This window comes from Alcaligenes sp. 13f (assembly GCF_020496585.1).
GTDB classification, from domain to species: domain Bacteria; phylum Pseudomonadota; class Gammaproteobacteria; order Burkholderiales; family Burkholderiaceae_B; genus Alcaligenes; species Alcaligenes phenolicus.
In genome coordinates this window covers 1-24,534 of the sequence record NZ_JAHKKC010000005.1, presented here as the reverse complement: position 1 = coordinate 24,534, position 24,534 = coordinate 1, and the positions used below count along the sequence as shown (strand labels likewise).

At 56.5% G+C, this 24,534-nt stretch carries 22 protein-coding genes and 4 tRNA genes; 12 read left to right on the top strand and 14 right to left on the bottom strand.

Features of this window, described 5'->3' with window-relative positions; genetic code table 11:
- Nucleotides 1-64: 64 nt before the first annotated feature.
- On the bottom strand, nucleotides 65-715 hold the full coding sequence (locus KOE80_RS05325; protein WP_022983510.1) for a site-2 protease family protein: 651 nt from the start codon (nucleotides 713-715) through the stop codon (nucleotides 65-67).
- Between the two features lie 159 nt (nucleotides 716-874).
- A complete protein-coding gene (locus tag KOE80_RS05320; protein WP_009457902.1) occupies nucleotides 875-1,501 on the bottom strand; it encodes an L-threonylcarbamoyladenylate synthase in 627 nt (208 codons plus the stop codon).
- 195 nt (nucleotides 1,502-1,696) lie between these two features.
- Here KOE80_RS05320 and KOE80_RS05315 point away from each other — a divergent pair.
- From KOE80_RS05315 to paaX, 4 genes are all read left to right on the top strand, one after another.
- Nucleotides 1,697-1,772 (top strand) — tRNA-His (locus KOE80_RS05315).
- A 365-nt stretch (nucleotides 1,773-2,137) separates the two neighbouring features.
- Nucleotides 2,138-2,374 carry a hypothetical protein gene (locus KOE80_RS05310; RefSeq protein ID WP_022983509.1) on the top strand — a complete coding sequence of 79 codons (237 nt, stop codon included), beginning with the start codon at nucleotides 2,138-2,140 and terminating at the stop codon, nucleotides 2,372-2,374.
- 4 nt (nucleotides 2,375-2,378) lie between these two features.
- Nucleotides 2,379-3,848, top strand: a complete 1,470-nt coding sequence (locus KOE80_RS05305; RefSeq protein WP_026485269.1) for a phospholipase D-like domain-containing protein — start codon at nucleotides 2,379-2,381, stop codon at nucleotides 3,846-3,848.
- Nucleotides 3,849-4,007: 159 nt separating this feature from the next.
- On the top strand, nucleotides 4,008-4,967 hold the full coding sequence (paaX, locus tag KOE80_RS05300; RefSeq protein ID WP_022983507.1) for a phenylacetic acid degradation operon negative regulatory protein PaaX: 960 nt from the start codon (nucleotides 4,008-4,010) through the stop codon (nucleotides 4,965-4,967).
- A gap of 190 nt (nucleotides 4,968-5,157) precedes the next feature.
- On the opposite strand, the gene KOE80_RS05295 is transcribed toward paaX, so the two are convergent.
- From KOE80_RS05295 to KOE80_RS05285, 3 genes are all read right to left on the bottom strand, one after another.
- On the bottom strand, nucleotides 5,158-6,876 hold the full coding sequence (locus KOE80_RS05295) for a cation acetate symporter (RefSeq protein WP_035270945.1): 1,719 nt from the start codon (nucleotides 6,874-6,876) through the stop codon (nucleotides 5,158-5,160).
- Complete coding sequence (locus KOE80_RS05290) at nucleotides 6,873-7,181, bottom strand: DUF485 domain-containing protein (RefSeq protein ID WP_009457917.1); 309 nt, start codon at nucleotides 7,179-7,181, stop codon at nucleotides 6,873-6,875. The genes KOE80_RS05295 and KOE80_RS05290 overlap by 4 nt, the downstream gene beginning before the upstream one ends.
- Before the next feature lie 214 nt (nucleotides 7,182-7,395).
- A tRNA-Arg gene (locus tag KOE80_RS05285) sits at nucleotides 7,396-7,472 on the bottom strand.
- 269 nt (nucleotides 7,473-7,741) lie between these two features.
- On the opposite strand from KOE80_RS05285, the gene KOE80_RS05280 reads away from it, so the two are divergent.
- Nucleotides 7,742-9,043, top strand: a complete 1,302-nt coding sequence (locus KOE80_RS05280) for a phospholipase A (RefSeq protein WP_083054064.1) — start codon at nucleotides 7,742-7,744, stop codon at nucleotides 9,041-9,043.
- A gap of 6 nt (nucleotides 9,044-9,049) precedes the next feature.
- Here the strand turns inward: KOE80_RS05280 and KOE80_RS05275 are convergent, their stop codons facing one another.
- Entirely contained in the window at nucleotides 9,050-10,003 is a 954-nt protein-coding gene (locus KOE80_RS05275) for a LysR family transcriptional regulator (protein ID WP_022983505.1), read from the bottom strand.
- 127 nt (nucleotides 10,004-10,130) lie between these two features.
- Here KOE80_RS05275 and KOE80_RS05270 point away from each other — a divergent pair, with 127 nt between their 5' ends.
- From KOE80_RS05270 to KOE80_RS05255, 4 genes are all read left to right on the top strand, one after another.
- Nucleotides 10,131-13,688: an indolepyruvate ferredoxin oxidoreductase family protein gene (locus KOE80_RS05270; RefSeq protein WP_226348565.1), complete on the top strand. Its 3,558-nt coding sequence runs from the start codon at nucleotides 10,131-10,133 to the stop codon at nucleotides 13,686-13,688.
- Between the two features lie 241 nt (nucleotides 13,689-13,929).
- Nucleotides 13,930-15,819, top strand: coding sequence for an LTA synthase family protein (locus KOE80_RS05265; RefSeq protein ID WP_226348564.1), 1,890 nt, complete (start codon nucleotides 13,930-13,932; stop codon nucleotides 15,817-15,819).
- Nucleotides 15,820-15,878: 59 nt separating this feature from the next.
- A tRNA-Pro gene (locus KOE80_RS05260) sits at nucleotides 15,879-15,955 on the top strand.
- 119 nt (nucleotides 15,956-16,074) lie between these two features.
- The gene (locus tag KOE80_RS05255) at nucleotides 16,075-16,335 is read left to right on the top strand and encodes a hypothetical protein (RefSeq protein ID WP_226348563.1); all 261 of its coding nucleotides are present in this window, start codon (nucleotides 16,075-16,077) and stop codon (nucleotides 16,333-16,335) included.
- Nucleotides 16,336-16,369: 34 nt separating this feature from the next.
- On the opposite strand, the gene KOE80_RS05250 is transcribed toward KOE80_RS05255, so the two are convergent.
- From KOE80_RS05250 to KOE80_RS05240, 3 genes are read right to left on the bottom strand one after another with little or no spacing between them, the layout of a single operon-like run.
- A complete protein-coding gene (locus KOE80_RS05250; RefSeq protein WP_009457931.1) occupies nucleotides 16,370-16,864 on the bottom strand; it encodes a DUF421 domain-containing protein in 495 nt (164 codons plus the stop codon).
- A gap of 19 nt (nucleotides 16,865-16,883) precedes the next feature.
- Nucleotides 16,884-17,300: a c-type cytochrome gene (locus tag KOE80_RS05245; RefSeq protein WP_009457933.1), complete on the bottom strand. Its 417-nt coding sequence runs from the start codon at nucleotides 17,298-17,300 to the stop codon at nucleotides 16,884-16,886.
- A gap of 2 nt (nucleotides 17,301-17,302) precedes the next feature.
- On the bottom strand, nucleotides 17,303-18,925 hold the full coding sequence (locus KOE80_RS05240) for a flavin monoamine oxidase family protein (protein WP_009457935.1): 1,623 nt from the start codon (nucleotides 18,923-18,925) through the stop codon (nucleotides 17,303-17,305).
- 286 nt (nucleotides 18,926-19,211) lie between these two features.
- Here KOE80_RS05240 and KOE80_RS05235 point away from each other — a divergent pair.
- Nucleotides 19,212-19,288: transfer RNA gene (locus KOE80_RS05235), tRNA-Pro, on the top strand.
- Between the two features lie 70 nt (nucleotides 19,289-19,358).
- Here KOE80_RS05235 and KOE80_RS05230 read toward each other — a convergent pair.
- Nucleotides 19,359-19,796, bottom strand: a complete 438-nt coding sequence (locus KOE80_RS05230; RefSeq protein WP_009457937.1) for a PACE efflux transporter — start codon at nucleotides 19,794-19,796, stop codon at nucleotides 19,359-19,361.
- 97 nt (nucleotides 19,797-19,893) lie between these two features.
- On the opposite strand from KOE80_RS05230, the gene KOE80_RS05225 reads away from it, so the two are divergent.
- On the top strand, nucleotides 19,894-20,799 hold the full coding sequence (locus KOE80_RS05225) for a LysR family transcriptional regulator (protein ID WP_226348562.1): 906 nt from the start codon (nucleotides 19,894-19,896) through the stop codon (nucleotides 20,797-20,799).
- Here the strand turns inward: KOE80_RS05225 and KOE80_RS05220 are convergent.
- Nucleotides 20,783-21,508, bottom strand: a complete 726-nt coding sequence (locus KOE80_RS05220) for a transporter substrate-binding domain-containing protein (protein WP_060185658.1) — start codon at nucleotides 21,506-21,508, stop codon at nucleotides 20,783-20,785. The genes KOE80_RS05225 and KOE80_RS05220 overlap by 17 nt on opposite strands.
- A gap of 82 nt (nucleotides 21,509-21,590) precedes the next feature.
- Here KOE80_RS05220 and KOE80_RS05215 point away from each other — a divergent pair, with 82 nt between their 5' ends.
- Nucleotides 21,591-21,992 (top strand): DoxX family protein, encoded by a 402-nt coding sequence (locus KOE80_RS05215; protein WP_009457944.1) that lies wholly within the window; start codon nucleotides 21,591-21,593, stop codon nucleotides 21,990-21,992.
- Between the two features lie 194 nt (nucleotides 21,993-22,186).
- On the opposite strand, the gene KOE80_RS05210 is transcribed toward KOE80_RS05215, so the two are convergent.
- The 3 genes from KOE80_RS05210 to KOE80_RS05200 form a co-directional block, all read right to left on the bottom strand.
- Nucleotides 22,187-23,548, bottom strand: coding sequence for a sensor histidine kinase (locus KOE80_RS05210; protein WP_226348561.1), 1,362 nt, complete (start codon nucleotides 23,546-23,548; stop codon nucleotides 22,187-22,189).
- Complete coding sequence (locus KOE80_RS05205; RefSeq protein WP_035270961.1) at nucleotides 23,545-24,210, bottom strand: response regulator transcription factor; 666 nt, start codon at nucleotides 24,208-24,210, stop codon at nucleotides 23,545-23,547. Before KOE80_RS05205 ends, KOE80_RS05210 begins: the two co-directional genes overlap by 4 nt.
- 1 nt (nucleotide 24,211) lies before the next feature.
- A partial coding sequence (locus KOE80_RS05200; protein ID WP_413228921.1) for a PepSY domain-containing protein occupies nucleotides 24,212-24,534 on the bottom strand: 323 nt, incomplete at its 5' end.

The window sequence follows — 24,534 nt, the reverse complement described above, 5'->3', positions numbered from 1 at the left end:
CGGGTTTAAGGCCCTATAGCCGAAAAAAAATATGACTCACAAGTTTAACGGATAAGCCGTTAAATCATAAGAACCATTTCAATATGCCTTCGCCCAGCGCAATCAAGGGACTCATCAGGGTCCACAGTACGCCGGTAAACATCAGCAGGATCAAAATGACCATGCCATAAGGCTCGATACGAGAATAATGATAGGCCAAACGATTAGGCAATAGACTAAATACAATGCGCCCGCCATCCAAAGGCGGCAAAGGCAGCAGATTCAGTGCCATCAGAACCAGGTTGACCTGCACACCGGCCACCGCCATGCCCATCCAGAAGCGGCTGTCACCCTGCCCGATCTTGACCATCAAATGGGCATATAGAACCCACAAGATAGCCATCAGCATATTGGAGGCCGGTCCGGCCAGAGCAACCCAGAGCATGTCGCGCTTGGGATTGCGCAGGCGGCCCCAATCCACAGGGACGGGTTTAGCCCAGCCAAACAGAATGCCGCCCATGCCCATCATGGCGCTGGACAGCAACAGCACCGCCGGCACCACAATCGTGCCGATAGGGTCGATATGACGCAGTGGGTTCAGGCTGATGCGACCGGCCAGCATGGCCGTCGGGTCGCCAAACATGCGGGCGACGTAGCCGTGGGCAGCTTCATGCAGCGTAATACCGAAAATGACTGGTAAAGCATAGACCGTCAAGGTCTGTATAAAAGAGTCCATGGTGATCCTTGGTCCAGGCCGGGGACTTATCCCCTACTTTTTCAAGACGATAAGTCGCCTGTCATCAGCCTGTCTGATTGGGACAGCGAGTGCTGCCCCAAGGTTCAGAATTGAAACACGGATAGGCACCTGGACGCGAGTTTTGTGCAAGCCCGCAGATCAGGACAGGCCCAAAGTGGCAGGATCACCCGAGCCACGACGCAACACCTCCGGCGTAGGGCCGGTCAGATCGATCACGGTAGTGGCCTGCAAGGGGCAAGGTCCACCATCGACAACCGCCGCCAACTGATGGGCATAACGGTCCAGAATTTCCTGGGCGTCGTTCAAGGGTTCGTCTTCGCCCTCAGGAATCAGCGTGGTGGAAATCAAGGGGCTGCCGACTTCTTCCATCAGGGCCAGGGCCACTTTCTGGTCGGGCACCCGAATACCAATGGTTTTGCGCGAAGGGTGCGACACGCGGCGCGGCACTTCCTTGGTAGCTTCCAAAATGAACGTCCACGGGCCAGGGGTGGCCATCTTCAACAAGCGATACTGCGGGTTATCCACTTTGGCAAAGTGGCTGATCTCGGCCAGATCACGACACAGCAAGGTCAGATGATGACGATCATCCAAGCCACGCAAACGACGCAGGTTGTCAGCGGCGGACTTGTCATCCAGGCGGGCGACAACGGCATAACTGGAATCGGTAGGAATGGCGAGCAGCCCTCCTTTAGCCAATAGTTCGGCTGCTTGAGCCAATGCGCGGGGTTGAGGATTTTCGGGATGAACGACGAATAATTGAGACATTTCGCGCTTCCTTGCTATTACGAGGGGAAATCATTAAACCTGAGTCACGCTCTAACCGGCAAGACCGGAGCAAGACTCAGGGTCGAAGTATTCTTGCACGAGTGTTGCATTCTTTAAAAAAAGCATGCTAGAATACATTTTTTACTTCACAGCCCACCTTGATGTAGGCCAGAAGCAAAAAAGCAGTCAACAGTGGTGACCGTAGCTCAGTTGGTAGAGTCCCGGATTGTGATTCCGGTTGTCGTGGGTTCGAGCCCCATCGGTCACCCCAGAAATTTACCGCTTCCAAGGTTTTGCAACTCTCCTTAAATGGTGACAAGACCAGGAACTGGAAAAAACATACTTGAAAGCCCGCCACGCAGCGGGCTTTTTTGCGTTTGTTCATCGTAACAAGTTTGCCGCCTTCGCACACCCCACGCAAGTTCAGGCTGGACAATAAACTGTGTTTGATTGTGAACCCCAGGCCAGTCCTGGCTTTCGCCTGCGACCCAGCCCTTCGAGTTGGCAGGCCCGCACAGCAAAAGCCCCTCCCCCATCAAACACCCGGCATTTCAGCCCGCCTCCTCTGTAATAGAAACTGGCACAAAACCACGCTTTCTTATACTCTAATCTGTCCCATTTTCTGGAAGTTTGCTGATGACACTCGGTTTCCCCTGCTGGGATCAGGCACCCGTCAATTGGGACTGGCTTGCACAGGATGAAGATGGCCAATGGTTCTGGTATGGCGTCCAGCCCTCGCCAGGCATAGGCGGTGGCGTATGGCGCTCTCCCTCCCGCCTGCAGCAGTTTGCCGCCCGCGGCGAACCAAACCCGTCCTGGATGCACAGCCTCTACCAACGCCCGGACCTGCCTGACAAGAACCGTAGCACCTGAACCCATGCAAGAGCATCTGATACACCTGCGCTCCCTGCTGCACGATTACTGGCCGCATCTAGCCTTGGCGCTCAGCGTGATACTAGGCGCTTCAGCGGCCATTCATGCCGCCATGACCAAAAATGATGTCCGCGCCGCCATCAGCTGGGTGGGCGTCATCATCATGTCGCCCCTGCTCGGGCCATTCCTGTATTTGATTGCCGGGATCAACCGCGTACGCAGACAAAGCCTTCTGGAACAAAGTGCAGACGTGTTCTATGAACAGGTCACCTATCTGCACCCTCCCGTCTCGGACATTGGTGCCCTGGTCGGCGCCCCATTTCGCTCTTTGCAAATTCTGGGGGACCGCGTCAGCCGCAGCCAACTACGCAATGGCAATAATGTGCGCGTTCTGGTCGGCGGCGATCAGGCTTATCCCGCCATGCTGGAAGCCATTGATCAGGCCCACAGCACCATTGCCTTGCAAAGCTATATCTTCGATAGCGATCGCCTGGGGCGTGAATTTGTCAGCGCCCTGTCGCGCGCCCATCAACGTGGCGTGCAGATTCGTGTGCTGGTCGATGCCATCGGGGCGAAATATTCGCGTACGCCCATTGTTCGATTGCTGCGCCGCGAAGGCATACGCTGCGCTTTGTTCATGACCAACCCCCTGGGCTTTCTGCGCATGCCCTACGCCAATCTGCGCAGTCACCGCAAATTGCTGATTGTGGATGGCACGGTAGGTTTTACCGGCGGCATGAATCTGCGTGAGTCCTTTATGGCGCAGTACAGCGACGGCAAGCCCTCTCAAGACACCCATTTCCGCCTGGAAGGCCCGGCAGTCATGCAATTGCTGGCTTCTTTCCGCCACGACTGGCAGTTCACGACTCGCGAAGATCTATCGCCCGCTTACTGGCATGCCAGTTCCTCGCCCGCCCCCAGACCTCACGTTCCGGCTCGCTGCATTGCTTCGGGCCCGGACCGTTTCATGGCCAGTACCCACCATATGCTGCAAGGGGCGTTTGCCATTGCCCAGCGCCATATCCGTATTCAGTCTCCCTACTTTCTGCCCGATCAGATCCTGTTGGGTGCCTTGAACACCGCCGCCCGACGCGGCATTCAAGTGGATATCGTCATCCCCGGGCAAAACAATCTGCGCCTGGTCAATTACGCCATGACAGCCCAACTGGATCAGGTGCTGCGCGCAGGCTGCCGGGTCTGGCGCGCCAGCGGCCCCTTCAACCACTCCAAGCTCATGACGATTGACGGAGTCTGGTCTTATATTGGTTCGTCCAATCTGGACCCGCGCAGCTTGCGATTGAACTTCGAGCTGGACGTAGAAATCTACAGCCGCGACACGGCCCGCCAAATCCAGAACCTGATTGATCTGGAAATTGAGGACGCCGAAGCCGTCAGCCTGGAGTCCTTAAGTTCAATCGGCTTTGGCAAGCGCTTGCGCAACCGCCTGATCTGGCTGGCCAGCCCCTATCTGTAATGTGTGCGCACCTGAAACTGCTGCAAGCTTCAAGAAAGCCCCTGGCTTGCACAATCTTTCAATCCGCTTGCGCACCCACCCTTTATAATCAAGCGCTTAAACGGTCTACACAGACAGGCGTGCCGTTCCAAAACAGACTTGAGCGCCATTAAAAAAACAATGTCCGAGCTTCCTTATTCCGACCTGGCCCAATGGGCCGCCCACCATCTGGAAAACCGCCCTCCCCGAGCCAAGTCCCTGGTCATGACCTTGTTTGGCGACGTAATTCGCCCACATGGCGGCAAACTCTGGCTAGGCAGTTTGATTCAGTTGCTGGCCCCCTTCGGGATCAGCGACCGACTGGTGCGCACCAGCGTGTACAGGCTGGCCGAGGAGGGCTGGCTGAGCGCGCAGCGCGAAGGGCGACGCAGCCAGTACACCTTGCGTCCCGAAGCCAGCCAGCGCTTCGAACACGCGTATCAACGCATCTACACCCCGACCTATCTGGCCTGGGACGGGCAATGGACGCTGATCTTCAGCATGCCCAGCTTGATGATGAACTCCAAGCAACGGGCAGACCTGCGCAAGGAACTGCTGTGGGAAGGTTTTTGCGCCTTGTCACCCACGGCTTTCCTGCACCCCAACCCGGATCACACGATTCTGGACTACATCCTGCAGGCGACACAGGCGCAGTCGCAGGTGTATGTGGGCAAGCTGGAACCTTCCCAACTGCCGCAAACCCGCCCTCTGTCCCAATTGATTCAGGACAGCTGGGATCTGGCCCAGGTGGCCAGCGGCTACGGTCAGTTCATCCAGCGCTTTGCGCCCGCTCTGGCCATGCTGGATGCAGGCCACGACTATAACGACGAGCTGGCCTTTGTGATTCGCACCCTGCTGATTCACGAGTTCCGCCGTATTCAGCTGCACGACCCTCAACTGCCTATTGAGCTGCTGCCAGCAGGCTGGGCAGGGAAACAGGCTTATGAGCTGTGCCGGGATGTATACCGTCAGGTCTGCGGCAAGGCCGAGCGCTATATTCTGTCCACCTTGCGGGCCGAGGATGAACAGGCACCGGAGGCCGCCGCCTACTTCTACGAGCGTTTTGACGGCCTGCCCGTCCCGTCCGAGACTCAGGCCTGAAGCTGAATCCCTGAATAGAGAGACTGACTGCTGTGTGCTTGATATCCGCAACACACGACCAGCAGTACTGACAGCAATAGCGGCATGGGCAAATAAAAAACCCGGTGTGATCTGAATCACACCGGGTTTTTTTGCACCCTTAACAATCAGGCTCAGGCACGGGCAAACAAGCCCGGCCTGTCAGAGCAGATTAGTGCGCAGACGCTGCCTCTGCACCCACACCTGTCTCGGAGCGTACCGACTGAGCCTCGAAACCAGCACGGTCGATCTCGGCACGTGGGCTACGGTCAGTGATCGAGAAGAACCAGATCGCCACGAAAGCCAAAGGCATGGAGAACAGCGCTGCCGACGCATAAGGGAATGGCGAAGAACCGGCTGGATTGCCCAGCGTAGCTTCCCACACCGAAGGCGAGAGCAAAGTCAGCAGCAAGGCAACGATCAAGCCCAGGAAACCACCAATCGTGGCACCACGTGTCGTGCAGCCTTTCCACAGAATGGACAGGAACAGGACCGGGAAGTTAGCCGAGGCAGCAATCGCGAAGGCCAGAGACACCATGAAGGCGATGTTCTGCTTCTCGAAAATAATACCCAGCAACACGGCAACCACACCCAGGATCAAGGTGGTAGTGCGCGATACACGCATGACTTCCTCGTTCGTGGCTTCGCCCTTCTTGATCAGCGTGGAGTACAGGTCGTGCGACACGGCGGATGTACCGGAGAGCGTCAAACCAGCCACCACAGCCAGAATCGTGGCAAACGCCACTGCCGACATAAAGCCCAGGAACACGTCGCCACCAACAGCATCAGCCAAGTGCACAGCGGCCATATTAGAACCGCCAATCAGATCGCCGCCAACTTCCAGGAAGCGGGGATTGGTGGACACCAGCACGATAGCGCCGAAACCAATAATGAAGGTCAGGATGTAGAAGTAACCAATCCAGGTGGTTGCCCAGAACACGGATTTACGTGCTTCTTTTGCATCAGGCACGGTAAAGAAACGCATCAGAATGTGTGGCAGACCAGCAGTACCAAACATCAGAGCCATACCGAATGAAATCGCGCTGATAGGGTCCTTGATGAAGTTGCCGGGGCCCATGATGGCTTGACCAATTGTGGAGGCCTGGACAGCATCTTTACCGGCTGCAATAGCGGCATCTGTCTTGACCTGCACAGCCGCAGCGAACAGTTTTTCTGGCGAAAAACCATATTGTGCCAACACCATGATGGCCATGAAGGAAGCACCGAACAGCAGCAGGCCAGCTTTGATGATCTGCACCCAGGTGGTGGCTGTCATGCCGCCAAACAGCACGTAGACCATCATCAACACGCCCACCAGCACCACAGCCACCCAGTACTCCAGGCCAAACAGCAGCTTGATCAACTGACCGGCGCCTACCATCTGTGCGATCAGATAGAACAGAACCACAACCAGCGTGCCCGAGGCGGCAAAGGCGCGGATAGGACCTTGACGGAAGCGGTAAGCGGCTACGTCAGCAAAGGTGAATTTACCCAGGTTACGCAGCTTTTCTGCCAGCAGGAATGTAATGATGGGCCAGCCGACCAGAAAGCCGATGGAGTAGATCAGGCCATCGTAGCCGTTGATCATCACCGCCGCCGAAATACCCAAAAAGGAAGCCGCAGACATATAGTCACCGGCAATGGCCAGGCCGTTTTGAAAGCCTGTAATACCGCCACCTGCCGTGTAAAAGTCAGAGACCGACTTGGTGCGGGCAGCTGCCCATTTGGTAATCCACAAGGTCGCCAGCACAAAGACCGCAAACATGCCGATGGCGGTCCAGTTGGTCGGCTGCTTTTGCAGCTCGCCCAGATCGCCGCCAGCTGCCAGCAAGGCAGGACTGGCCAGCATCAGGCCCAGAGCCAGGCCGGAACGAAGGTAGGAATGCTTCATTTACGCACCTCCTCAAGGACGTCCTTGGCCATTTGGTCAAATTTGGTATTGGCGCGCCAGACATAAATGCCCGTAATGACAACAGCCAACACAATGACTCCAAAACCAATAGGAATACCCAGGGTCATGACGCCATCACCCAAGCGCTCTGCAAACAATTCCTTGTCGAAAGCAATAATGCCGATGTAACTGTAGTAAGCCACCAGCATGACGATGGTGAGTATCCAACCCAGCCGCAACCGGGTCTTGACCAGATTCTGATAGCGAGGATTGGCCGTAATCCGACCTACAAGGGGGTCTTGCATAGTTTGTCTCCGCATTGTTCTGAACGCCTTATTTTGCTGGCGTATCTTATTGAACCGGCCCAGCCTGAAAAGGCTGAAAACGGCGCTATGAAGACGCCTGCCGACGTCTATGCGGTGAACATTAGAGCCCGACACTTACACCATACTTACTAAATGCATCGGCTCAGGGTAATGCCTAGGAGCAGAAAAGCACGCAAGAAAAAGGGAGTAAGGTTGGCGCGGGTGGAGGGGTTCGAACCCCCGGCCCCAGGCTTAGAAGGCCTGTGCTCTATCCAACTGAGCTACACCCGCCAGGTGATGGTGGCATCGTCAAAACCGTCAGGCGATGCAAGGTCCGAGATAACGGTCCGTAAGGAATAAGGACCGAATTCAAGGCCCATTTTTTGTAAAAAAACAGACCTGAAAAGGACAATCGAATATTCTAGCCTGAAAATCTGTTTTAGATAAGCAGCACTCTGGTCAGAGTGTCAATACTGTAAGAAAAATAATTATAGGTAGTATTTTTAGTCGCAAATGGTACAGTCGTGTACGGATTAACCCGTTTTCCTGGACTTTTCTCCATGCCGACCAAAAAGAAACTAAGTAAGCACTCTTTAATACTATCGGCCCCCCTTCTTATCTTGAGCGCTATCCTGAATACCGCACAGGCAGGTATCAGCTATCAGTTGCGCCAAGTACAGGCCAGTTCTGGTGAAACCGTCGATATTGACGCCATCGTCTACAACGACACAGGCAGCTTGATGAGCTGGACCGCCCCGCAAAACCTGGTTTTGCAGTGGCGCGACAATAACGGCAACGTCATCCGCAGCCTGGCCGAACTGGTCAACCCGCGGCCCCGAGCATCCATCCCTACCAACAACTTCACCGCCTACAGTTGGCGAGCCGTGGTCCCCAATGGTTTGACCGGCTTGCAAGCCGTCAATATTGAAGGCGAGCGTGTAATGTTGGCGCTGGACACCAATCCGGAAGGCCAAAGCCCGATTACCTCGCAACCGGCAAACGCCGCTGTGGTGAACGCAGGTGCTGGCCATGACCCACGTGTCATTGACCCGGCCCTGCCCTATGCACAGGCCGTCGCGGCCGGAGCACAACGCGAAGGGCCAGCCATCAATAACGGACAAGGCCTGAAACCCGCAAACTCCAGTTTCGAGAACTTCAGCAACGCGATTTCGGCTCACGACCCGACCTACTTTATTGTCGGCAATAAAGGCGGCACCAATGCCCGCTTCCAGCTGAGCTTCAAGTACCGTCTGCATTCGCCGGATGATCCTAGCAATCCGAAGTTCTACGATCACTTCTACATTGGCTATACGCAAACAGCCCTGTGGGATCTGCATGCCGACTCCAAGCCTTTTGTAGACACCACCTACCGCCCCAGCTTCTTCTGGCGTAAGGACTCCATCTGGGAATCCGAGCAGAAACGTCTGTTCATGGGTCTGGCCACCGGCTACGAACACGCTTCTAACGGCAAGGCCGGTGATGACTCGCGCTCCATGAACGAGGTCTTCATCCAGCCCGAATTCAATTACCGCTTTGATCACGGTGCCACACTGACGTTTGCCCCACGCATCAAGCACTATGTGTTCATGGGCGAGAACGCAGACTGGGCACACTACCGTGGCCGTTACGACTGGAAAGTCCGCTACGCCCAGGACAACGGACTGGTACTGTCTGGCATGTACAACAAGGGCGCGGGCAGCCGCAATACGCATGAGTTCACGATTGCCTGGCCACTGAACCGCACGCCTTTGAACATGAATGGCTATCTCTACGGCCAGTACTTCTCGGGCTATGCGGAAACCATGCTGGGTTACCGCGATCGCTCTTCGCAGTTCCGTATCGGTCTGGCGCTGGTGCCGTAAGCGCTTCTACAACAGTCCCCCACCGCGTCGGCTTCCCATGCCGGCGCGGGCCATATCATGATCACAGGCCTGAATCAGAAAACGCTGAAACAAGGCCACCAATCCTTCCGGCTCACGTCCTTTGGGCCACAACAAGCCCACCTCTACCGACTCCACCGGGTCATGAATCCCGATGGCATGGATACGCTTGCCTTCCAGAGACCAGGGCCGGTAAACCATATCTGACAAGATCGTCACCCCAAAGCCATAAGCCACCAAACCGCGCACCGCCTCCAGGGAGCGGGTCCGCATAGCGACACGCTCCGGAAAGCCGGGGCTGCCCCAATGTCGCATGGCCGCCGTATCGGCATCGTCCACCGTCAGAAAGATGTAGGGATAGTTGTTGACCTGCTCCAGGGACACACTGGACTCATTGGCCAGGGCATGTTGATCCGACACCCATAAGCGCCGGCGGGAACTGCTCAGGCGATGGTGCCCGAACATGGCCAAATCGGTGATATTCGACAAAATAGCAACACCCAGATCGATACGCTCGCCCTCCAGTGCGGCCTCCATTTCGGGGCGCTCCATATCCACCAGCTCGATGTCGATATTCGGATAGCTGTGCTTGAAACGACTGATCAGATCAGGCAAGAAGTAGCCTAGAACCGTATAGCCCGCGGCTACCCGAATCTGCCCTTCAATATTTTGTCGCCGCAAATCTGCATGGTTCAGCGCATCGCTGACGGCATCAATCACGTGATGGGCGTGGTGAAAGAACGCCTGTCCCTGTGGCGTTAACTCCACACCATGGGGCAAACGCTCAAACAAGGCCACATTCAGCTGGCGCTCCAGACTTTGCACCGCATTACTGATGGCCGACTGCGAGACATTCTCCGCCTGGGCCGCCGCCGAGAACTGCCCGCTGACCGCCGCAGCAATGAAATATCGAAACTGCCTCAGAGTCACTTCGTGCTTCATAGCCATCCGTTTTTCAGATATCAGGTACACGTAAATTTGATTTTACGATAACAAAAAGCTGCCCTAGACTAAAGAACAAACGACAACAACTTGCACGAAAACCATCCTTCTTGCAGGAGACAAACTCATGAACGCCCCACTCAACAAACCTTACAAGGCCATGTTGGAATCCGTGTCCCTGGATGACAAATACACTGTCACCAAGGGCCGCGCCTATATGAGCGGCACCCAAGCCCTGGTGCGCTTGCCCATGCTGCAGAAAGAACGGGACCGGCGCGCCGGTCTGAATACAGCAGGCTTCATCTCTGGCTACCGGGGCTCCCCATTAGGGAGCGTAGACCAGGCTCTGTGGCAAGCCAGCAAACATCTGAAAGAACACGACATCGTGTTCAAACCCGGTCTGAACGAAGATCTGGCCGCTACCGCCGTCTGGGGTAGCCAGCAAACCAATCTGTACCCCAGTGCCCGTTTCGACGGCACCTTTGCCATGTGGTACGGCAAGGGCCCTGGCGTGGACCGCTCCATGGACGTGTTCAAGCATGCCAACTCGGCCGGTAGCGCCCGCCACGGAGGTGTGCTGGTACTGGCAGGCGATGACCACGGTGCCAAATCCTCCACCGTTGCCCACCAGTCCGATCACGTTTTCGCCGCCGCCGGTATTCCCGTGCTCTACCCGGCCAACGTGCAGGAATACCTGGATTTTGGCCAGCACGGCTGGGCCATGAGCCGTTTCTCCGGCCTGTGGGTAGCCTTGAAATGCGTCACCGAAGTGGTGGAGTCAAACGCCTCGGTCGATCTGGACCCGGACAGCCTGAACATTGTCCTGCCCGAGATCGAGGACATGCCCGCCGATGGTCTGAACATCCGCTGGCCAGACCCGCCACTGGCGCAAGAAGCCCGCATGATGAACCACAAGTGGTACGCCGCTCTGGCTTATGTGCGCGCCAACAAATTGAACCGCGTCGAGATTGATTCGCCCGAAGCCCGCTTTGGCATCATGACGGCGGGTAAAGCCTATCTGGATACCCGTCAGGCACTGGCCGATCTGGGCCTGTCCGACGAGCTATGCGCCGAGCTAGGTATCCGACTATTTAAAGTGGGCTGTATTTGGCCCCTGGACGGGCAAGACGCCCGCCAGTTCGCAACCGGCCTGTCCGAAATTCTGGTGGTGGAAGAAAAACGCCAGATTCTGGAATATGCACTTAAAGAAGAGCTGTACAACTGGCGCGATGACGTACGTCCCAAGGTCTACGGCAAGTTTGACGAGACCGAACACGGTGGCGGCGAATGGTCCAGCTTGCGCTCGCCCTGGCTACTCCCTCCTCAAGGTGAACTGTCTCCTGCGATTATTGCGCGCGCCATTGCCCGCCGCTTGTGCACCATGGACATTTCCGAGGAGCTGCAAGCCCGCATCCAGGCCCGTCTGGCCATTCTGGATGCCAAGGACCGCGAAGCCCGTATGCCGCGCGTCAGCGTAGAGCGCAAGCCCTGGTTCTGTTCGGGCTGTCCGCACAATACCTCCACTCGCGTGCCCGAAGGCTCGCGCGCCATGGCCGGGATTGGCTGCCACTACATGACGGTCTGGATGGATCGCAGCACCTCCACCTTCAGTCATATGGGCGGCGAAGGCGTCGCCTGGATTGGCCAACAACCCTTTACCGATGAAAAACACGTCTTCGCCAACCTGGGCGATGGCACGTATTTCCATTCGGGAATTTTGGCGATCCGAGCCTCGATCGCAGCCAACTCCAATATCACCTACAAGATTCTGTATAACGATGCCGTTGCCATGACAGGCGGCCAGCCCGTAGACGGGATCTTGAAAGTCACCGACGTCATTGCCCAGGTCCATGCCGAGGGCGCTCGCAAGATTGTGGTGGTCACCGACGAGCCCGAGAAATTCAAGGGCGTGACCCTGGCTGGCAACCCGCCTGTGTATCACCGTGATGAGCTGGACCGCGTACAGCGCGAGCTGCGCGAAGTGCCCGGCACCACCATCCTGGTCTACGACCAGACCTGCGCCACGGAAAAACGCCGTCGCCGCAAGAAAGGGACTTACCCGGACCCTGCCCTGCGCGCCTTCATCAACGACACGGTCTGTGAAGGCTGCGGGGACTGCTCGGTCAAATCCAACTGCTTGTCCGTTGAGCCTCTGGACACCCCTATGGGCTCCAAGCGCCGCATCAACCAGTCCTCCTGTAATAAGGACTTCTCCTGCGTTAACGGTTTCTGCCCCAGCTTTGTCACGCTGAAAGGGGCGCAGGTACGCAAGCCGGAAGCTCAGGGCCGTTCGCTGGAGTCCTTCAATCTGGCCGACCTGCCTTTGCCCAAACTGCCGGATCTGGACAAGACCTACGGTATTTTGATCGCCGGTATTGGCGGCACAGGTGTCGTGACGGTAGGCGGCCTGCTGGGTATGGCTGCTCATATCGAGCAAAAAGGGGTCAGCGTTCTGGATATGGCCGGTTTGGCCCAGAAAGGTGGTGCGGTGCTAAGCCACGTGCAAATCGCACGCCAGCCCGATCTGCTCCATGCCACCCGCGTCCCAACGGGCGAGGCCTCCTTGCTGATTGGCAGTGATGCTCTGGTTAGCGCCTCCACGGATGTACTGAGCCGTGTCAGCCGCGATCGCACCCACACCATTATCAACACCGCAGCTAGCCCGACTTCGGACCTGATCGGCAATGCGCACTGGAAATTCCCGCTGCAAACCGCCTGCACGGATATCGAAAATGCCGTAGGCAAGGAAATCCGCTATCTGGACGCCAATGCCCTGGCCGTACACGTTATGGGCGATGCGCTCTATGCCAACCCCATCTTGCTGGGCTATGCCTTCCAGCGCGGCTGGATTCCGCTGCATATGGACAGCTTGCTGCGCGCTATCGAACTGAACGGCGTCGCTGTCAAAGCCAACCGTGAAGCCTTCCAGTGGGGGCGTCTGGCGGCTGAAAAGGGTATCGAAGCCTTGATGGAAGGTGCGACACCCAAAGCCCGCGAAGTCACTTTTCCTGAAAGCGTGCAGTCCCTGATCAAGCGCATGGAAGAACACCTGACTGCCTATCAGAACCCAGCCTGGGCCAAGCGTTACCGCGACGCCATCAACAAGGTCATGGAACGCGAAGCGCGCCTGAATCAGGACAAGGCTCTACCCCTGACTCGTATCGCCGCCACGCAGCTGGCCAAGCTGATGAGCTACAAGGACGAGTACGAAGTGGCCCGCCTTTACACCGACCCGGCCTTCCTGGACAAGCTGCGTGCCCAGTTTGCGGGTGAGCCTGGCAAGGACTACCAGATTGAATACCATCTGGCCCCGCCCTTGCTCGGTCGCAAGAACAGCCAGGGTCAGCCAGTCAAGAGCAAGTTTGGCCCTTCGACCCGCAGCTTGTTCAAGATTTTGGCCCGTCTGCGTGGTTTGCGCGGTGGTGCGCTGGATATCTTTGGCTACACCCAGGAACGCCGTCAGGAACGTCAGAACATTGAAGACTATCTGGCCGACCTGAATGAAGTCAGCGCCCACCTGGATGCGGACAATATGGAAGTGGCCCAGCGCTGGTTGAACTACCCGGATCTGATCCGTGGCTACGGCCATGTCAAAGATGCGGGCCACGTCAAAGCCTACGCCCAGCGTGAACAACAACGCAGCCAGTTCCGTTCTCGTACCGAACCCAGCCAACGCGTTGCCTAAACCTATCGCCAGCCCTGGGAACACAGGGCTGGCTCCCCTTAACTCCTCCTTAGCGGCAGGCTGTCTTTCAAAGCGGCCTGCTTTTTTTTCGTCTTTAAACCTTGAACCGGCATGCGGCCACACTTCCCCGAGAAGCCCAAGCGTTTAGCAAGATAGTTTGCTCAGTAAACTGACATACAATCGTGCAATTCGATGCCAGTGCCACCGTCCGTGGCAATTAGGTCGACCAGGACCACATTTTATGCGCCATCTTGTTTACGTTTTTGTTCCTTCAGCCCTGATTTTGCTGACCGCTTTCAGGCTGGCTTTTGCCTTGTGGCAATGGCCGCGTGTGCGTCAGGCCGGAGGTCTGCTGCCCATCCTGATTGGCGGCTTGCGTATCGACGCCCTGATGATCGCCGCGCTCAGCGCCCCCGTGGTCTTGCTGGCCCCCTGGCTAGGACACTATCCCGTCATGACGACCATAGCCGCCATCTGGTTTACCTTCGCCTGGTTCCTGCTGACCTTGCTGGAAGTTTCCACGCCCCAATTCATTATTGAATACGACACTCGCCCCAATCGGCTGTATGTGGACTATCTGAAGCACCCTCAAGAAGTAGTGGGCATGCTCTGGAAAGGTTACAAGCTGATGATAGGCATCGCCCTGATTGGTCTGGGGCTGATTGTGTATTCGGGCTGGTCTATTTTTGGTCATGTGTCTGCCGACCCCGTGATGAGCTGGTGGCTGCGTCCTATCTGGATGCTGATTGCTGCGGCCCTGTGCATCCTGGCAATTCGGGGCACCTTGGCCCACCGCCCCATCAATCCTTCTTCGGTCGCCTGGAGCAGCGACAGCATGCTCAACACGCTGCCCTTGAACTCGCTGTATAACGTGGCCTACGCCATCTACAGCATGAAAAACGAGCGCTCGGCCGAGGATATTTACGGTGGCCTGGACGTCGCAGAAATGAACCAGATCGTGCGCGATGCGGCTGCCTTGCCGGCTGGCCCTGACACACTCCCCACCCTGCATCGTCAGACGCCAGTGCAAAAACGTGAGCGCAAACCCAATCTGGTCCTGATCGTGGAGGAGAGCCTGGGGGCGCAATATGTCAGCAATCTGGGCGGCGCCAATCTAACCCCCGAACTGGACAAACTGGCCCAAACGGGCTGGAACTTTCGCCGCGCCTACGCTACCGGCACGCGTTCGGTACGGGGTCTGGAAGCGGTTTCTGCCGGTTTCCCCCCAACCGTGGCAGACGCTGTACTGCGCCTGCCCGGCTCGCAAACCCGCTTTTTTACCCTGGCCCAATTGCTCAAGGAACAAGGTTACCGCTCACGCTTTATCTATGGCGGCGAAGCCCACTTTGACAATATGAAGAGCTTTTTCCTGGGCAATGGCTTTGATGAGCTGCATGAGCAATCCAGCTTTGAGTCCCCCGAGTTCGTCGGCACCTGGGGCGCCAGCGACGAGGATATGTTCAACAAGTTGCACCAGTTGCTAAGCCAGGACAAGGAGCAACCCACCCTGACGCTGGCGTTCTCCGTCAGCAACCACTCGCCTTGGGAATACCCGGCTGGCCGTATTCAGGTGGAAGGCGATCCCGCCACGGTAGAGAACACGGTACGTTACGCCGACTGGGCCATTGGGGACTTCTTCAAGAAAGCGCGTGAATCCGACTATTGGGACAACACAGTATTCTTGATCGTGGCCGACCATGACTCGCGCGTGGGCGGTGCCAATCTGGTACCTGTGCGTCACTTCCATATTCCTGCCCTGATTCTGGGCGCAGGCGTTCCCAGCCGTCAGGACGAACGCATCATGAGCCAGATTGACCTGGCTCCCACCCTGCTATCCCTGATGGGCATTGAAAGCGAGCACCCCATGATCGGGCGCGACCTGACCCAGCAGGACAGCGACCGGGCCATGATGCAGTACTTCGAGAACTATGGCTATTTGAAAGGCGACATCCTGACCGTGCTGATGCCACACCTGCCGCCTTGTCAGTATCGCTATACCGCGCCGGACAAGTACGAGCTGCTGGAACAGATAGACGAAGGGCTGGCCAAGGAAGCCCTTGCCCACGTGCTCTGGCCTAGCTGGGCGTATCACGAACAGGCTTACACCCTGCCCCACCTGCAAAAACGCTAAAACCGAAGGCTCAGGGCTTGACGAAGTCCTGAATTCGTTCTATTATGCTTTTCTTTAGTCGGGGCGTAGCGCAGCCTGGTAGCGCATCTGGTTTGGGACCAGAGGGTCGCGAGTTCGAATCCCGCCGCCCCGACCATTAAAGAATTAAAGGCTTAGTTCATTGCACAGTGAACTAAGCCTTTTTCTTTGTCTGCTCCCAGGGCATCGCCTTATTTGCGTTATGCTCTGACGACCTACCCTGATCAGGAATCGGAAATGAGCAATTCAAAAATTCTAGGTCTGAGCAGCCTGGCCTTACTGCTGTGCCTCCTGACCGTCCCTACCCTGTTTCTGCTCCTGCCAGTCTTTCTGTTCCCCCTGATCGCCTGCCTGATCGGCCTCTATGTTTACAAGCGTGGCCTGCGCGGACAAACTCGCAGTCCGGCTATTCGGCTTTTTGCCTTGCTGCCCTTCCCCGTAGCGGTGTTCACCTTTATTTTCTGCATGCAATGGATTTCGCAGGGCTATCGGGCCTGAGCCTTCAGCCCTGCCTGTTCCCGACCCGTTCACACTACACGGATGTGTCCTTCAAAAAGCTGAGTTTGCCATTAGGCTCAATATAAGCCGCCGCTACCTCTTCCAGCGACTGGATTCCGGCCAAACGCATTTCACTCAGGATTTCATCGCGGGTCACAAACTCCCGACGCATATTGCGCCACTGCAATTGCCCGTCCCTGACCACACACACTTTGCGCGGAGTGGCCAGTGCATTGAGCGCCGGGAATCGGTACATCAGCCAATCGACTATGTACCCCCAGGCCACAATGGTTGCGGCCACCAGCAGACCATCCGTCAAGGAATTGCTGCCGCCTGACATCGCATTACCACTGGCATCGGCAATCAGCAAAAGAATCAACAGGTCCGCAACGCCCAGCGATCCCAGTTCACGTCGTCCTGCCAGCCGCAGCAGGACGAACAGAACAAAGTACACCACTGTGCCTCGCAGCACGGACTCCAACACAGGTATTTCCAGTGCGAAGACCGTGCTCCAATCAGGTGTCAGCATGACGACAAGCAGCCTTTGATCAGTTCAGATCAAAGTACTGGTGGTCCTTGGGACGCTGGCCTGCCACATCCTTGGCCGTGATCTTGTCAGTGAACTCATTGCCCAGGTGAGAGCGCACATAGTTGACGACTTCGGCTATTTGCTCGTCATTGAGTACGCCACCAAAACCAGGCATGCCCTTATTGCCCTGGTTCACCATGAACACCACATAAGCAGGCGCCCCCAGTTTCGGATTCTTGGACAGGGACGGATACATGCCCGCCCCTTGAGCGCCCTTGCCATCGATCATGTGGCAAGACGCACAGACCTGCTCATAAATTTCCTGGCCGGTTTTCTGGGTAAAGACCACCGTATCACCCCCTACCACCGCCGTATCCGCATGGCTGATGGTCAACAGTCCCGAGGCCAGAAAAACCGCTAGAGATCGCATCATCATGACTAGGCTCCTTTGGAATCGGCTTGTTGATTACCCACAATATGGCTATGCAGGCGGGAAATCGCGTTCAGGGACGACAGGATCGCGCCTTCCTGCCAGGCGTTGACGTAAGAAGCGTGCTCACCCGCCAAAACCAGTCGACCATCAATCTGGCACAGGTTCTCGTAGTGCGCGGCCCGTGTCTGGTCCGTCCACATGCCATAGCAGCCCAATGTCCAGGGAACGCGGTGCCAGGCGACCGCCACCCCACTCTCGAACTCATCCTTATATTGAGGGTGGATTTGCGCACCATATTCCAGGGCCTTCTTGACCCGGTCCTCAGGACTGAGCGACGACCATTCCACGGCGCTGGGACCGAACATATACCCCCCCAGCAATACGCCTTTGCCACCGGCCATCATGCCGCCACTGGGGTAAGAGATTTGTGTGATGGGCAGGTCGGTATAACTGATGCCGCCATAGATCGCGTCATCATCTTCCCAGAAGCGCCGTTTGAACTGCAGCCCGATCTTGACCGAGGGAGCGTAGGGCACAGCGTCAATGGCAGCGTGCATTTCCTTGCTGGCATCCAGATCTATCTGGCTCAGAATCGACAAGGGAATGGTACATACGCACCAGTCTGCTGTTTCAGTGTGCTCGCTGCCCTTGCTTTGATCCTTGTAGCTAACCGTCACCTTGCCATCACTCTGCTTGATTGCAGTGACCTTGGCATTAAAGGTAAACAGGCCCTCCAGCTCCTTGCCAAAAGCAGCGCCGATCTGGTCCATCCCGCCAACCGGCTGAAACATGGTTTGCTGGAACTCGTACAGATCATGAATGCCCATATTGTGCCAAACACTGGAGCGCACAATATCGGCCAGTTTCAAAGGCTCGGAAAACTCGGGTTGTGCATTCAGACCACCTCCCGGATCACGCTCAAAACCGCGTACCTCGGAACTGGCATGGCCTTTCACATAAGCCATGTTCTTGTCCAAGGCCCCCCAGCTGCGCAAGGCTTCCAGCAGCTTTTCCTGATCCTCCTTGGACAAGGGTGCATCCAGCGACTGAGTATTAATGGCTTTGGACAAGAGCTCGGAGACCTGCCCCTGAAAATCCGCGTGGATATGGCGAAACCGCTGAGGCTTGCCACCAAAATGCTCTTTGCTATGCAGATAGGCGTTGTAGTTGTACTGGATAAACGGTTCCAGCCTGACTTTCAGCCGCTTGCAATAATCCAGCAAGGCCCGGTGATGGAAAGGAATCCGCCACGGGCCGGGGTTGATGTATTGATCCTTGTCGAACTTGACATCCTGCTTGGCGCCCCCAAGCTCGGTATAGCTGTCCCCGCCATGCAAGGACCAGTTGCGCCCCCCCACTTTTTCCCGAAACTCCAGGATTTTGACTTTGTACCCTGCGTTGCGCAGCTCCAAAGCGGCCACCATGCCAGCCAGACCCGCCCCCAGGATCACCACAGAGGTCCCTGGCTTGGGCTTGCCTTCCAGGCGAATCGGGCCATCGTAACTGCCCTCCGCCGCATGGCCCAGACGCATCATGGCCTGATACATGGCCGCGCCACCTGCGGCATACCCGACCATCGTCAGGAAATGTCGCCGTGTCAGTATTCCACCCTGTGAAACTTGGCTCATCGTCCTTTCTCCTTTTGGAAAAATGATGAGCAGCATTCGCCCCCAACTTCTTTGCCTGCCCCCGGTGCATGAATGCTACTCGTGTGGAAAAAAACAAAGAACACAATGCCTTATGATCAGCTTGTCACTTAACTATAAGCACCTAAAATGTTTAAGCCCAACATAAGAAACACATCTTTACAGGGCTGAAAATTAGCTGACTCCCGATAAATGCGTGCAAGCCCCTTTTTGATATGGGCCTATGCTTGCCAAGTTCACCACGACAGGATATAATTTTTTTCTTAGTCGGGGCGTAGCGCAGCCTGGTAGCGCATCTGGTTTGGGACCAGAGGGTCGCGAGTTCGAATCCCGCCGCCCCGACCAAAAAATTCAAAGGCCTTGCAGAGCAATCTGCAAGGCCTTTTAGTTTTGCCAGTTCGGTTCACTGCGTCATTTAACTTTGGCTGGCGCTCACACCCACCGAGTCGGGCAAACCAAAAATAGAATCAAATGCCCAGTTGTAGATAAAGGCGAAGATGGGAAAGAAAGCCAGCAACACCGCTTCCATCAAAAAAGCTTTCCACAAGCTGACATTTAGCCACCACGCAATCAGCGGGATCAGCAAAGACACCAGCACAATCTGAAAACCGGCCACGTGCAGCACCCGGTGCCAGAACGTACGCGCCTGAATCTGACGACGGCGCTCCCAGGCTTCAAACAGCATGTTGTAGAACAGGTTCACCGATACTGCGCAGGTGCTGATCATGAAAGACAGCATCCCACTTTCCATGGCCCCTGCCCCACTCAAGTGCCCCAATACGGTTGCCGCTACCATCATGCCCAGCAACTCGAACATCCCTATGTAGACGACTCTTCTTTTCCATCCCTGCACGATAAATATCCTTGATCAAAAGCTCAGAAAGCATGATTATCCGCAGTACAGCTTCTAGAAAAAGTCAGATTCCATCAGTTTTACTTATGGTTTAGCCATGCTTACCAGTGATCATCTTGAGCTCTTGCTTGCCGTGGTTGAACACGGCTCCTTCTCCGCCGCCGCGCGAGCGTTGCGCCGCACACAATCGGCCGTCAGCATGGCCGTGGCCAATCTGGAGGCCGAGCTGGATCTGTCGCTTTTTGACCGCAGCCGACGTGAACCTGTACCCACGGCCGAACTACTGGCCATGCTGCCCGACGCCAAGCTGATCGCCAGCCGCTTGCAGAGTTTGCGACTGCATTTGCAGGAATTATCGGGGGGATTGGAAAGCCATTTACGGCTGGGTATCGTGTGCGATGTCGATCCCGAACCGGCGTTGATTGCCTTGCAGGCTCTGGAGCAACGCTATCCCGGTCTGGACATAGAACTGCGAACCGCGCCCCAAGACGCGCTGCTCGAAGCACTGCAAAAGCGCGAGCTGGATCTGTGCATTGCCTATGGCGGGCGGGAACTGGAAAGCGTGGGGATTGTGCAATCGCTGTGGACCGAAACCATTAGCGCTGTCGCTGCACCCGGCCATCCCTTGCTACAGGACAGCCCCAGGCCCCTGGAAGATTTGAAAGCCTACCGGCAGATTGTGATTACCAGCCCCGACAAGGATATACGCAAGGACCGTTCCATGCTCAGCCTGCGTCAATGGAAAACGGACAGTCTGCCCATGACACTGGAACTAGTGGAACGGGGATTGGGTTGGGCAAATCTGCCCTTGTCTTGCCTGCGGCCCTCACTGGAGTCTGGCCGTTTGCACCGTATCCAGTTCTCTACCGGCAGCAATGGTCTGGACTTGCCCATTTATCTTCTGCAATCCAAGGGACAGGATGTGGGCAAGGCGCAGGCCCTGTTCAGACAGGCCCTGCAAGACGAATTGAATACGCGTCTTGCGCCTATTCCGGTACGGTGACATTCGCCTGACCGCTATCAGCCAGGAACTGCGCCACCATCCCTTCCTTTTTCTGCCGGGCAATAAAGGCCTCAACCCAGGCATGGGCCAGCGTACGCTCTGACGGCACCGCCATGGCCTGACGAATCACAGTGAAACTGTCGGGCAGCACACGCAAGCCGCTGCGGGAGCGGGCATAGCGCTCCAAAGGCTGTCGTACGCCCGCAGCGGCATCCAGCTCTTCTTCCACAAACAGATCAATCGCATCGGCAGAGGTCGTTGCCCGTACCAGATCGGCATGTTTTAAATGACGGCTCAGGAACAAATCGTAGGCCGCCCCTTTGCCAACGGCAATGCACACGCCTTGCTGATCCAGCTGATCCACGTTCTGAAAGGCGGACTCGTCACGCACCAGATAGGTTCCTTCGATATGCACATAGGCTTCACTGAAGCGAATCTTTTCCGCACGCTTGGGATCAATCGCCAAAAAAGCCAGATCCCACTCGTCCCTGTAGACCGCCTCTACGACAGCCTGGGCCGCATCGTAGCCATGAAATTGCACGCTCAGGCCCAGCTCTTGCGCCACACTGCGCGCCAGGTCCGCCGAGACCCCTTTGGGCGACTGCTCATTGGCACCGCGTTGGGCCAGGACGGGATTGCCATAATTCATGGCAACACGCAAAACCCCGCTGGGGGCCAGTTCTGCTGCGACAGCCTGCTTTTGTGTCATGTAAATGCTCCGTCATACTTTTAAGAACCCGGTCTTCTACAATAACGCACCTTCCTGTCCCACTACATAATGGAGCGCCTGTATGTCTCGTGATGATCTTGGAAAACTCTTGCTGCGTGTCACGGTCGGTGTGTTGATCCTGCTGCACGGCATCGCCAAGATACGTTATGGCATCGGAGGAATCGAAAGAATGCTGATCGCCAACAATATGCCCGGCTTTCTGGCCTGGGGCGTGTACATAGGCGAAGTGATTGCTCCCGTCCTGATGATTCTGGGTTTTTACGCCCGTGCCGGCGGTTTGATTGTAGCCATGAACATGGTCATTGCCTTGTTGCTGGCCCATAGCAACCAGATCGGCAGTTTCAATGCCCAAGGTATTTGGGCCCTGGAGTTGCAAGGCATGTTCCTGATTGGTGCGCTCACAGTCGGCTTGATCGGCGCCGGACGCTACAGCCTGGGTGGCGATGGCGGCCCCTGGAACTAAGGCTGGCCCGATTCATGTGCTGGAAAACGCCCGCTTCGCCGGGCGTTTTTCATGGATGATCAAGCATAACCCCCACCTGCCTCCCCTTGTTCACCCTAGCCACTCAGTCCGCTGGCCTCAGGTACCTCGACGCTACTGCACTTGCACGGGAGTTAAAGTTAGTTGGCGATGGCGTTGGCACCTGGCTTCCGGCCTTAACTTGCCAAGGTCAAATCCAGCCGCAACCCCCCTTTCTCCGACGCACTGGCTTGCACCTTCCCCTGATAGCTGCGCGCCAGCTCACGCACAATATCCAGTCCCAATCCAAAGCCTGGATGTCGCTCATCCGCACGCTGGCCACGACCAAACACACGCTCCAACTGCTCCGGCTCAAGGCCAGGACCATCATCTTCCACCACCAGATGCAGCACATTGTCCTGCTGCCACATCTGACACCACACATTCTGCGTCGCCCATTTGCAGGCGTTATCCAACAGGTTTCCAGCCATCTCCTGCAAGTCCTGCTCTTCGCCTTTAAAGATCAACTCCTGATCGGGTAAATCCAGATGAATCTGCTTGTCGCTATGCAAACGCCCCATCACCCGACACAAGGACTGCAGACAACTAGACACATCCGTACGCACACCTATGGCGCGTACCGCCATGGCTCGTGCACGAGACAAGTGGTGGTCAACCTGACGCTGGGCCAAGGCCACCTGCTCGCTAACCAAAGCCGCCAAATGCGGATCTTCGGCTTGCGCGGCGTTGCCCATAATTGTTAGCGGGGTTTTGACCGCATGGGCAAGATTTCCCGCCTGCGCCCGTGCGCGATCCACCATACCCGCATTAGCACTGAGTACAGCATTGAAATCATCCACCAAGGGTTGAATTTCACTGGGGAAATTGCCACTGACTTGTGGCTCCCGCCCCTCCTGCACATCCAGCAAACGACGTCGCAAAAGATGCAGAGGGTACAAGGCCAGCACCACTTGCAAGATTGCCGCCAGGATCAAACCCACGGCCAAACCACCTAGCGACAGGAACAGAATCCGCTCAAAACGGGCTAATGGTTCGGCCAGCAGCTCCCGGTTGCCGGCCACCATGATCTGCAAGCTTTGTCCCTTGTCATTCACCTCGTCCAGCTCCTGACGCAACACAACCAGGCGTTGCTTTTCCGGCCCCGTCAGCGACAAGACGCCATTGGGCGAATCGGGAGCATTCACATCCAGAGCCTCGTCCCACAAGGACGTCGAGCGCAAAACCACCGTCCACTGCTCACCGCCCGCTTCCTGGCGGGCAATCTGCCAGTACATGCCCGAATAAGGCTGCTCAAATAAAGGATCGCTCAGGCGCGATTGCAGAGTCACCCCATCCGCATTGTCCAGATTCACGTCCGCCATGATCTGGTCCAGGTGGGTTTGCAAACGCTGCTCGAACTGACGGTAAACGTGGTCTTGAAACAAGCGGTTCAGGCCCAAACCGGCCAGAACAATACTGATCAGAATCCAGGCCAAAGTCCCCAGCAGCAGGCGGCCACGCAGAGAGCCCAGAATGGTATGACCCCGCAAGGCGATCATGCTTCAGGGTCCACCAGACGGTAGCCCATACCTCGCACCGTTTCGATATAACCGGCGGGCAATTTCTTGCGCAGACGGCCGATAAAAACCTCGATGGTATTGGAGTCGCGCTCGAAGTCCTGAGAGTAAATATGCTCGGTCAGTTGAGTACGCGACAGCACTTGGCCAGGGTGATGCATCATGAACGCCAGCAAACGGTATTCATGGCTGGTCAGCGACAAGACCATGCCCGCACAACTGATCGAGGACGAGCGCGCGTCCAGCTCCAATTTGCCCAGCTGCAAACGTGGGTTCGCCTGACCGGCCGCACGGCGCAGCAAAGCGCGCATACGAGCCAGCAGCTCTTCCATGTGAAAGGGTTTGGCCACGTAATCGTCGGCACCCGCATCCATACCTTCGACCTTGTCGTGCCAATCATTGCGTGCGGTCAGAATCAGCACCGGCATATTGATATCCGAAGCACGCCAACGACGCAAGACTGATACCCCATCCATGCCCGGCAAACCCAGATCCAGCACTACAGCATCAAAGGCCTCTACCTCGCCCTGATAATGGCCTTGCTCACCATCATGGGCCACCTGAACGGCATAGCCAGCCCGTTCCAGCGCCTGCTGCAATTGCGATGCCAAGGTAGGTTCGTCTTCAACAACCAGTATCCGCATCTTAATGTCCTCGGGAATGCGAGCGTTTCACGCCGCGCACAAGCAACACTTTGGCGGTCAAGGCGTCCACTTTCAAACGCAACAGGCGGTTGTCGTCAACCAGCATGCGCAAGTCATACACCCAGAGCTCAAAGCGCTCGTCATATTCAAACTGCACACGCAGCACTCGTCCGGGATAGGTCTCGCGAACCCGCTTCAGGACTTCCCGCAGCGGCAAGGCTTCTCCACGGCGCACGGCTTCGCGGGCCTGATCGTGGCCCCGATAGGCCGGGCCCGGAGGCCAGTACGGGCTGGGGCCGAAACGCTCATTAGGAGGGGGAGGCG

Bases quoted from the DNA above. Each gene is read 5' to 3' on its own strand.
- KOE80_RS05325 (WP_022983510.1), bottom strand. From the start codon at position 715: ATGGACTCTTTTATACAGACCTTGACGGTCTATGCTTTACCAGTCATT.
- KOE80_RS05320 (WP_009457902.1), bottom strand. From the start codon at position 1,501: ATGTCTCAATTATTCGTCGTTCATCCCGAAAATCCTCAACCCCGCGCA.
- KOE80_RS05310 (WP_022983509.1), top strand. From the start codon at position 2,138: ATGACACTCGGTTTCCCCTGCTGGGATCAGGCACCCGTCAATTGGGAC.
- KOE80_RS05305 (WP_026485269.1), top strand. From the start codon at position 2,379: ATGCAAGAGCATCTGATACACCTGCGCTCCCTGCTGCACGATTACTGG.
- paaX (WP_022983507.1), top strand. From the start codon at position 4,008: ATGTCCGAGCTTCCTTATTCCGACCTGGCCCAATGGGCCGCCCACCAT.
- KOE80_RS05295 (WP_035270945.1), bottom strand. From the start codon at position 6,876: ATGAAGCATTCCTACCTTCGTTCCGGCCTGGCTCTGGGCCTGATGCTG.
- KOE80_RS05290 (WP_009457917.1), bottom strand. From the start codon at position 7,181: ATGCAAGACCCCCTTGTAGGTCGGATTACGGCCAATCCTCGCTATCAG.
- KOE80_RS05280 (WP_083054064.1), top strand. From the start codon at position 7,742: ATGCCGACCAAAAAGAAACTAAGTAAGCACTCTTTAATACTATCGGCC.
- KOE80_RS05275 (WP_022983505.1), bottom strand. From the start codon at position 10,003: ATGAAGCACGAAGTGACTCTGAGGCAGTTTCGATATTTCATTGCTGCG.
- KOE80_RS05270 (WP_226348565.1), top strand. From the start codon at position 10,131: ATGAACGCCCCACTCAACAAACCTTACAAGGCCATGTTGGAATCCGTG.
- KOE80_RS05265 (WP_226348564.1), top strand. From the start codon at position 13,930: ATGCGCCATCTTGTTTACGTTTTTGTTCCTTCAGCCCTGATTTTGCTG.
- KOE80_RS05255 (WP_226348563.1), top strand. From the start codon at position 16,075: ATGAGCAATTCAAAAATTCTAGGTCTGAGCAGCCTGGCCTTACTGCTG.
- KOE80_RS05250 (WP_009457931.1), bottom strand. From the start codon at position 16,864: ATGCTGACACCTGATTGGAGCACGGTCTTCGCACTGGAAATACCTGTG.
- KOE80_RS05245 (WP_009457933.1), bottom strand. From the start codon at position 17,300: ATGATGATGCGATCTCTAGCGGTTTTTCTGGCCTCGGGACTGTTGACC.
- KOE80_RS05240 (WP_009457935.1), bottom strand. From the start codon at position 18,925: ATGAGCCAAGTTTCACAGGGTGGAATACTGACACGGCGACATTTCCTG.
- KOE80_RS05225 (WP_226348562.1), top strand. From the start codon at position 19,894: ATGCTTACCAGTGATCATCTTGAGCTCTTGCTTGCCGTGGTTGAACAC.
- KOE80_RS05220 (WP_060185658.1), bottom strand. From the start codon at position 21,508: ATGACACAAAAGCAGGCTGTCGCAGCAGAACTGGCCCCCAGCGGGGTT.
- KOE80_RS05215 (WP_009457944.1), top strand. From the start codon at position 21,591: ATGTCTCGTGATGATCTTGGAAAACTCTTGCTGCGTGTCACGGTCGGT.
- KOE80_RS05210 (WP_226348561.1), bottom strand. From the start codon at position 23,548: ATGATCGCCTTGCGGGGTCATACCATTCTGGGCTCTCTGCGTGGCCGC.
- KOE80_RS05205 (WP_035270961.1), bottom strand. From the start codon at position 24,210: ATGCGGATACTGGTTGTTGAAGACGAACCTACCTTGGCATCGCAATTG.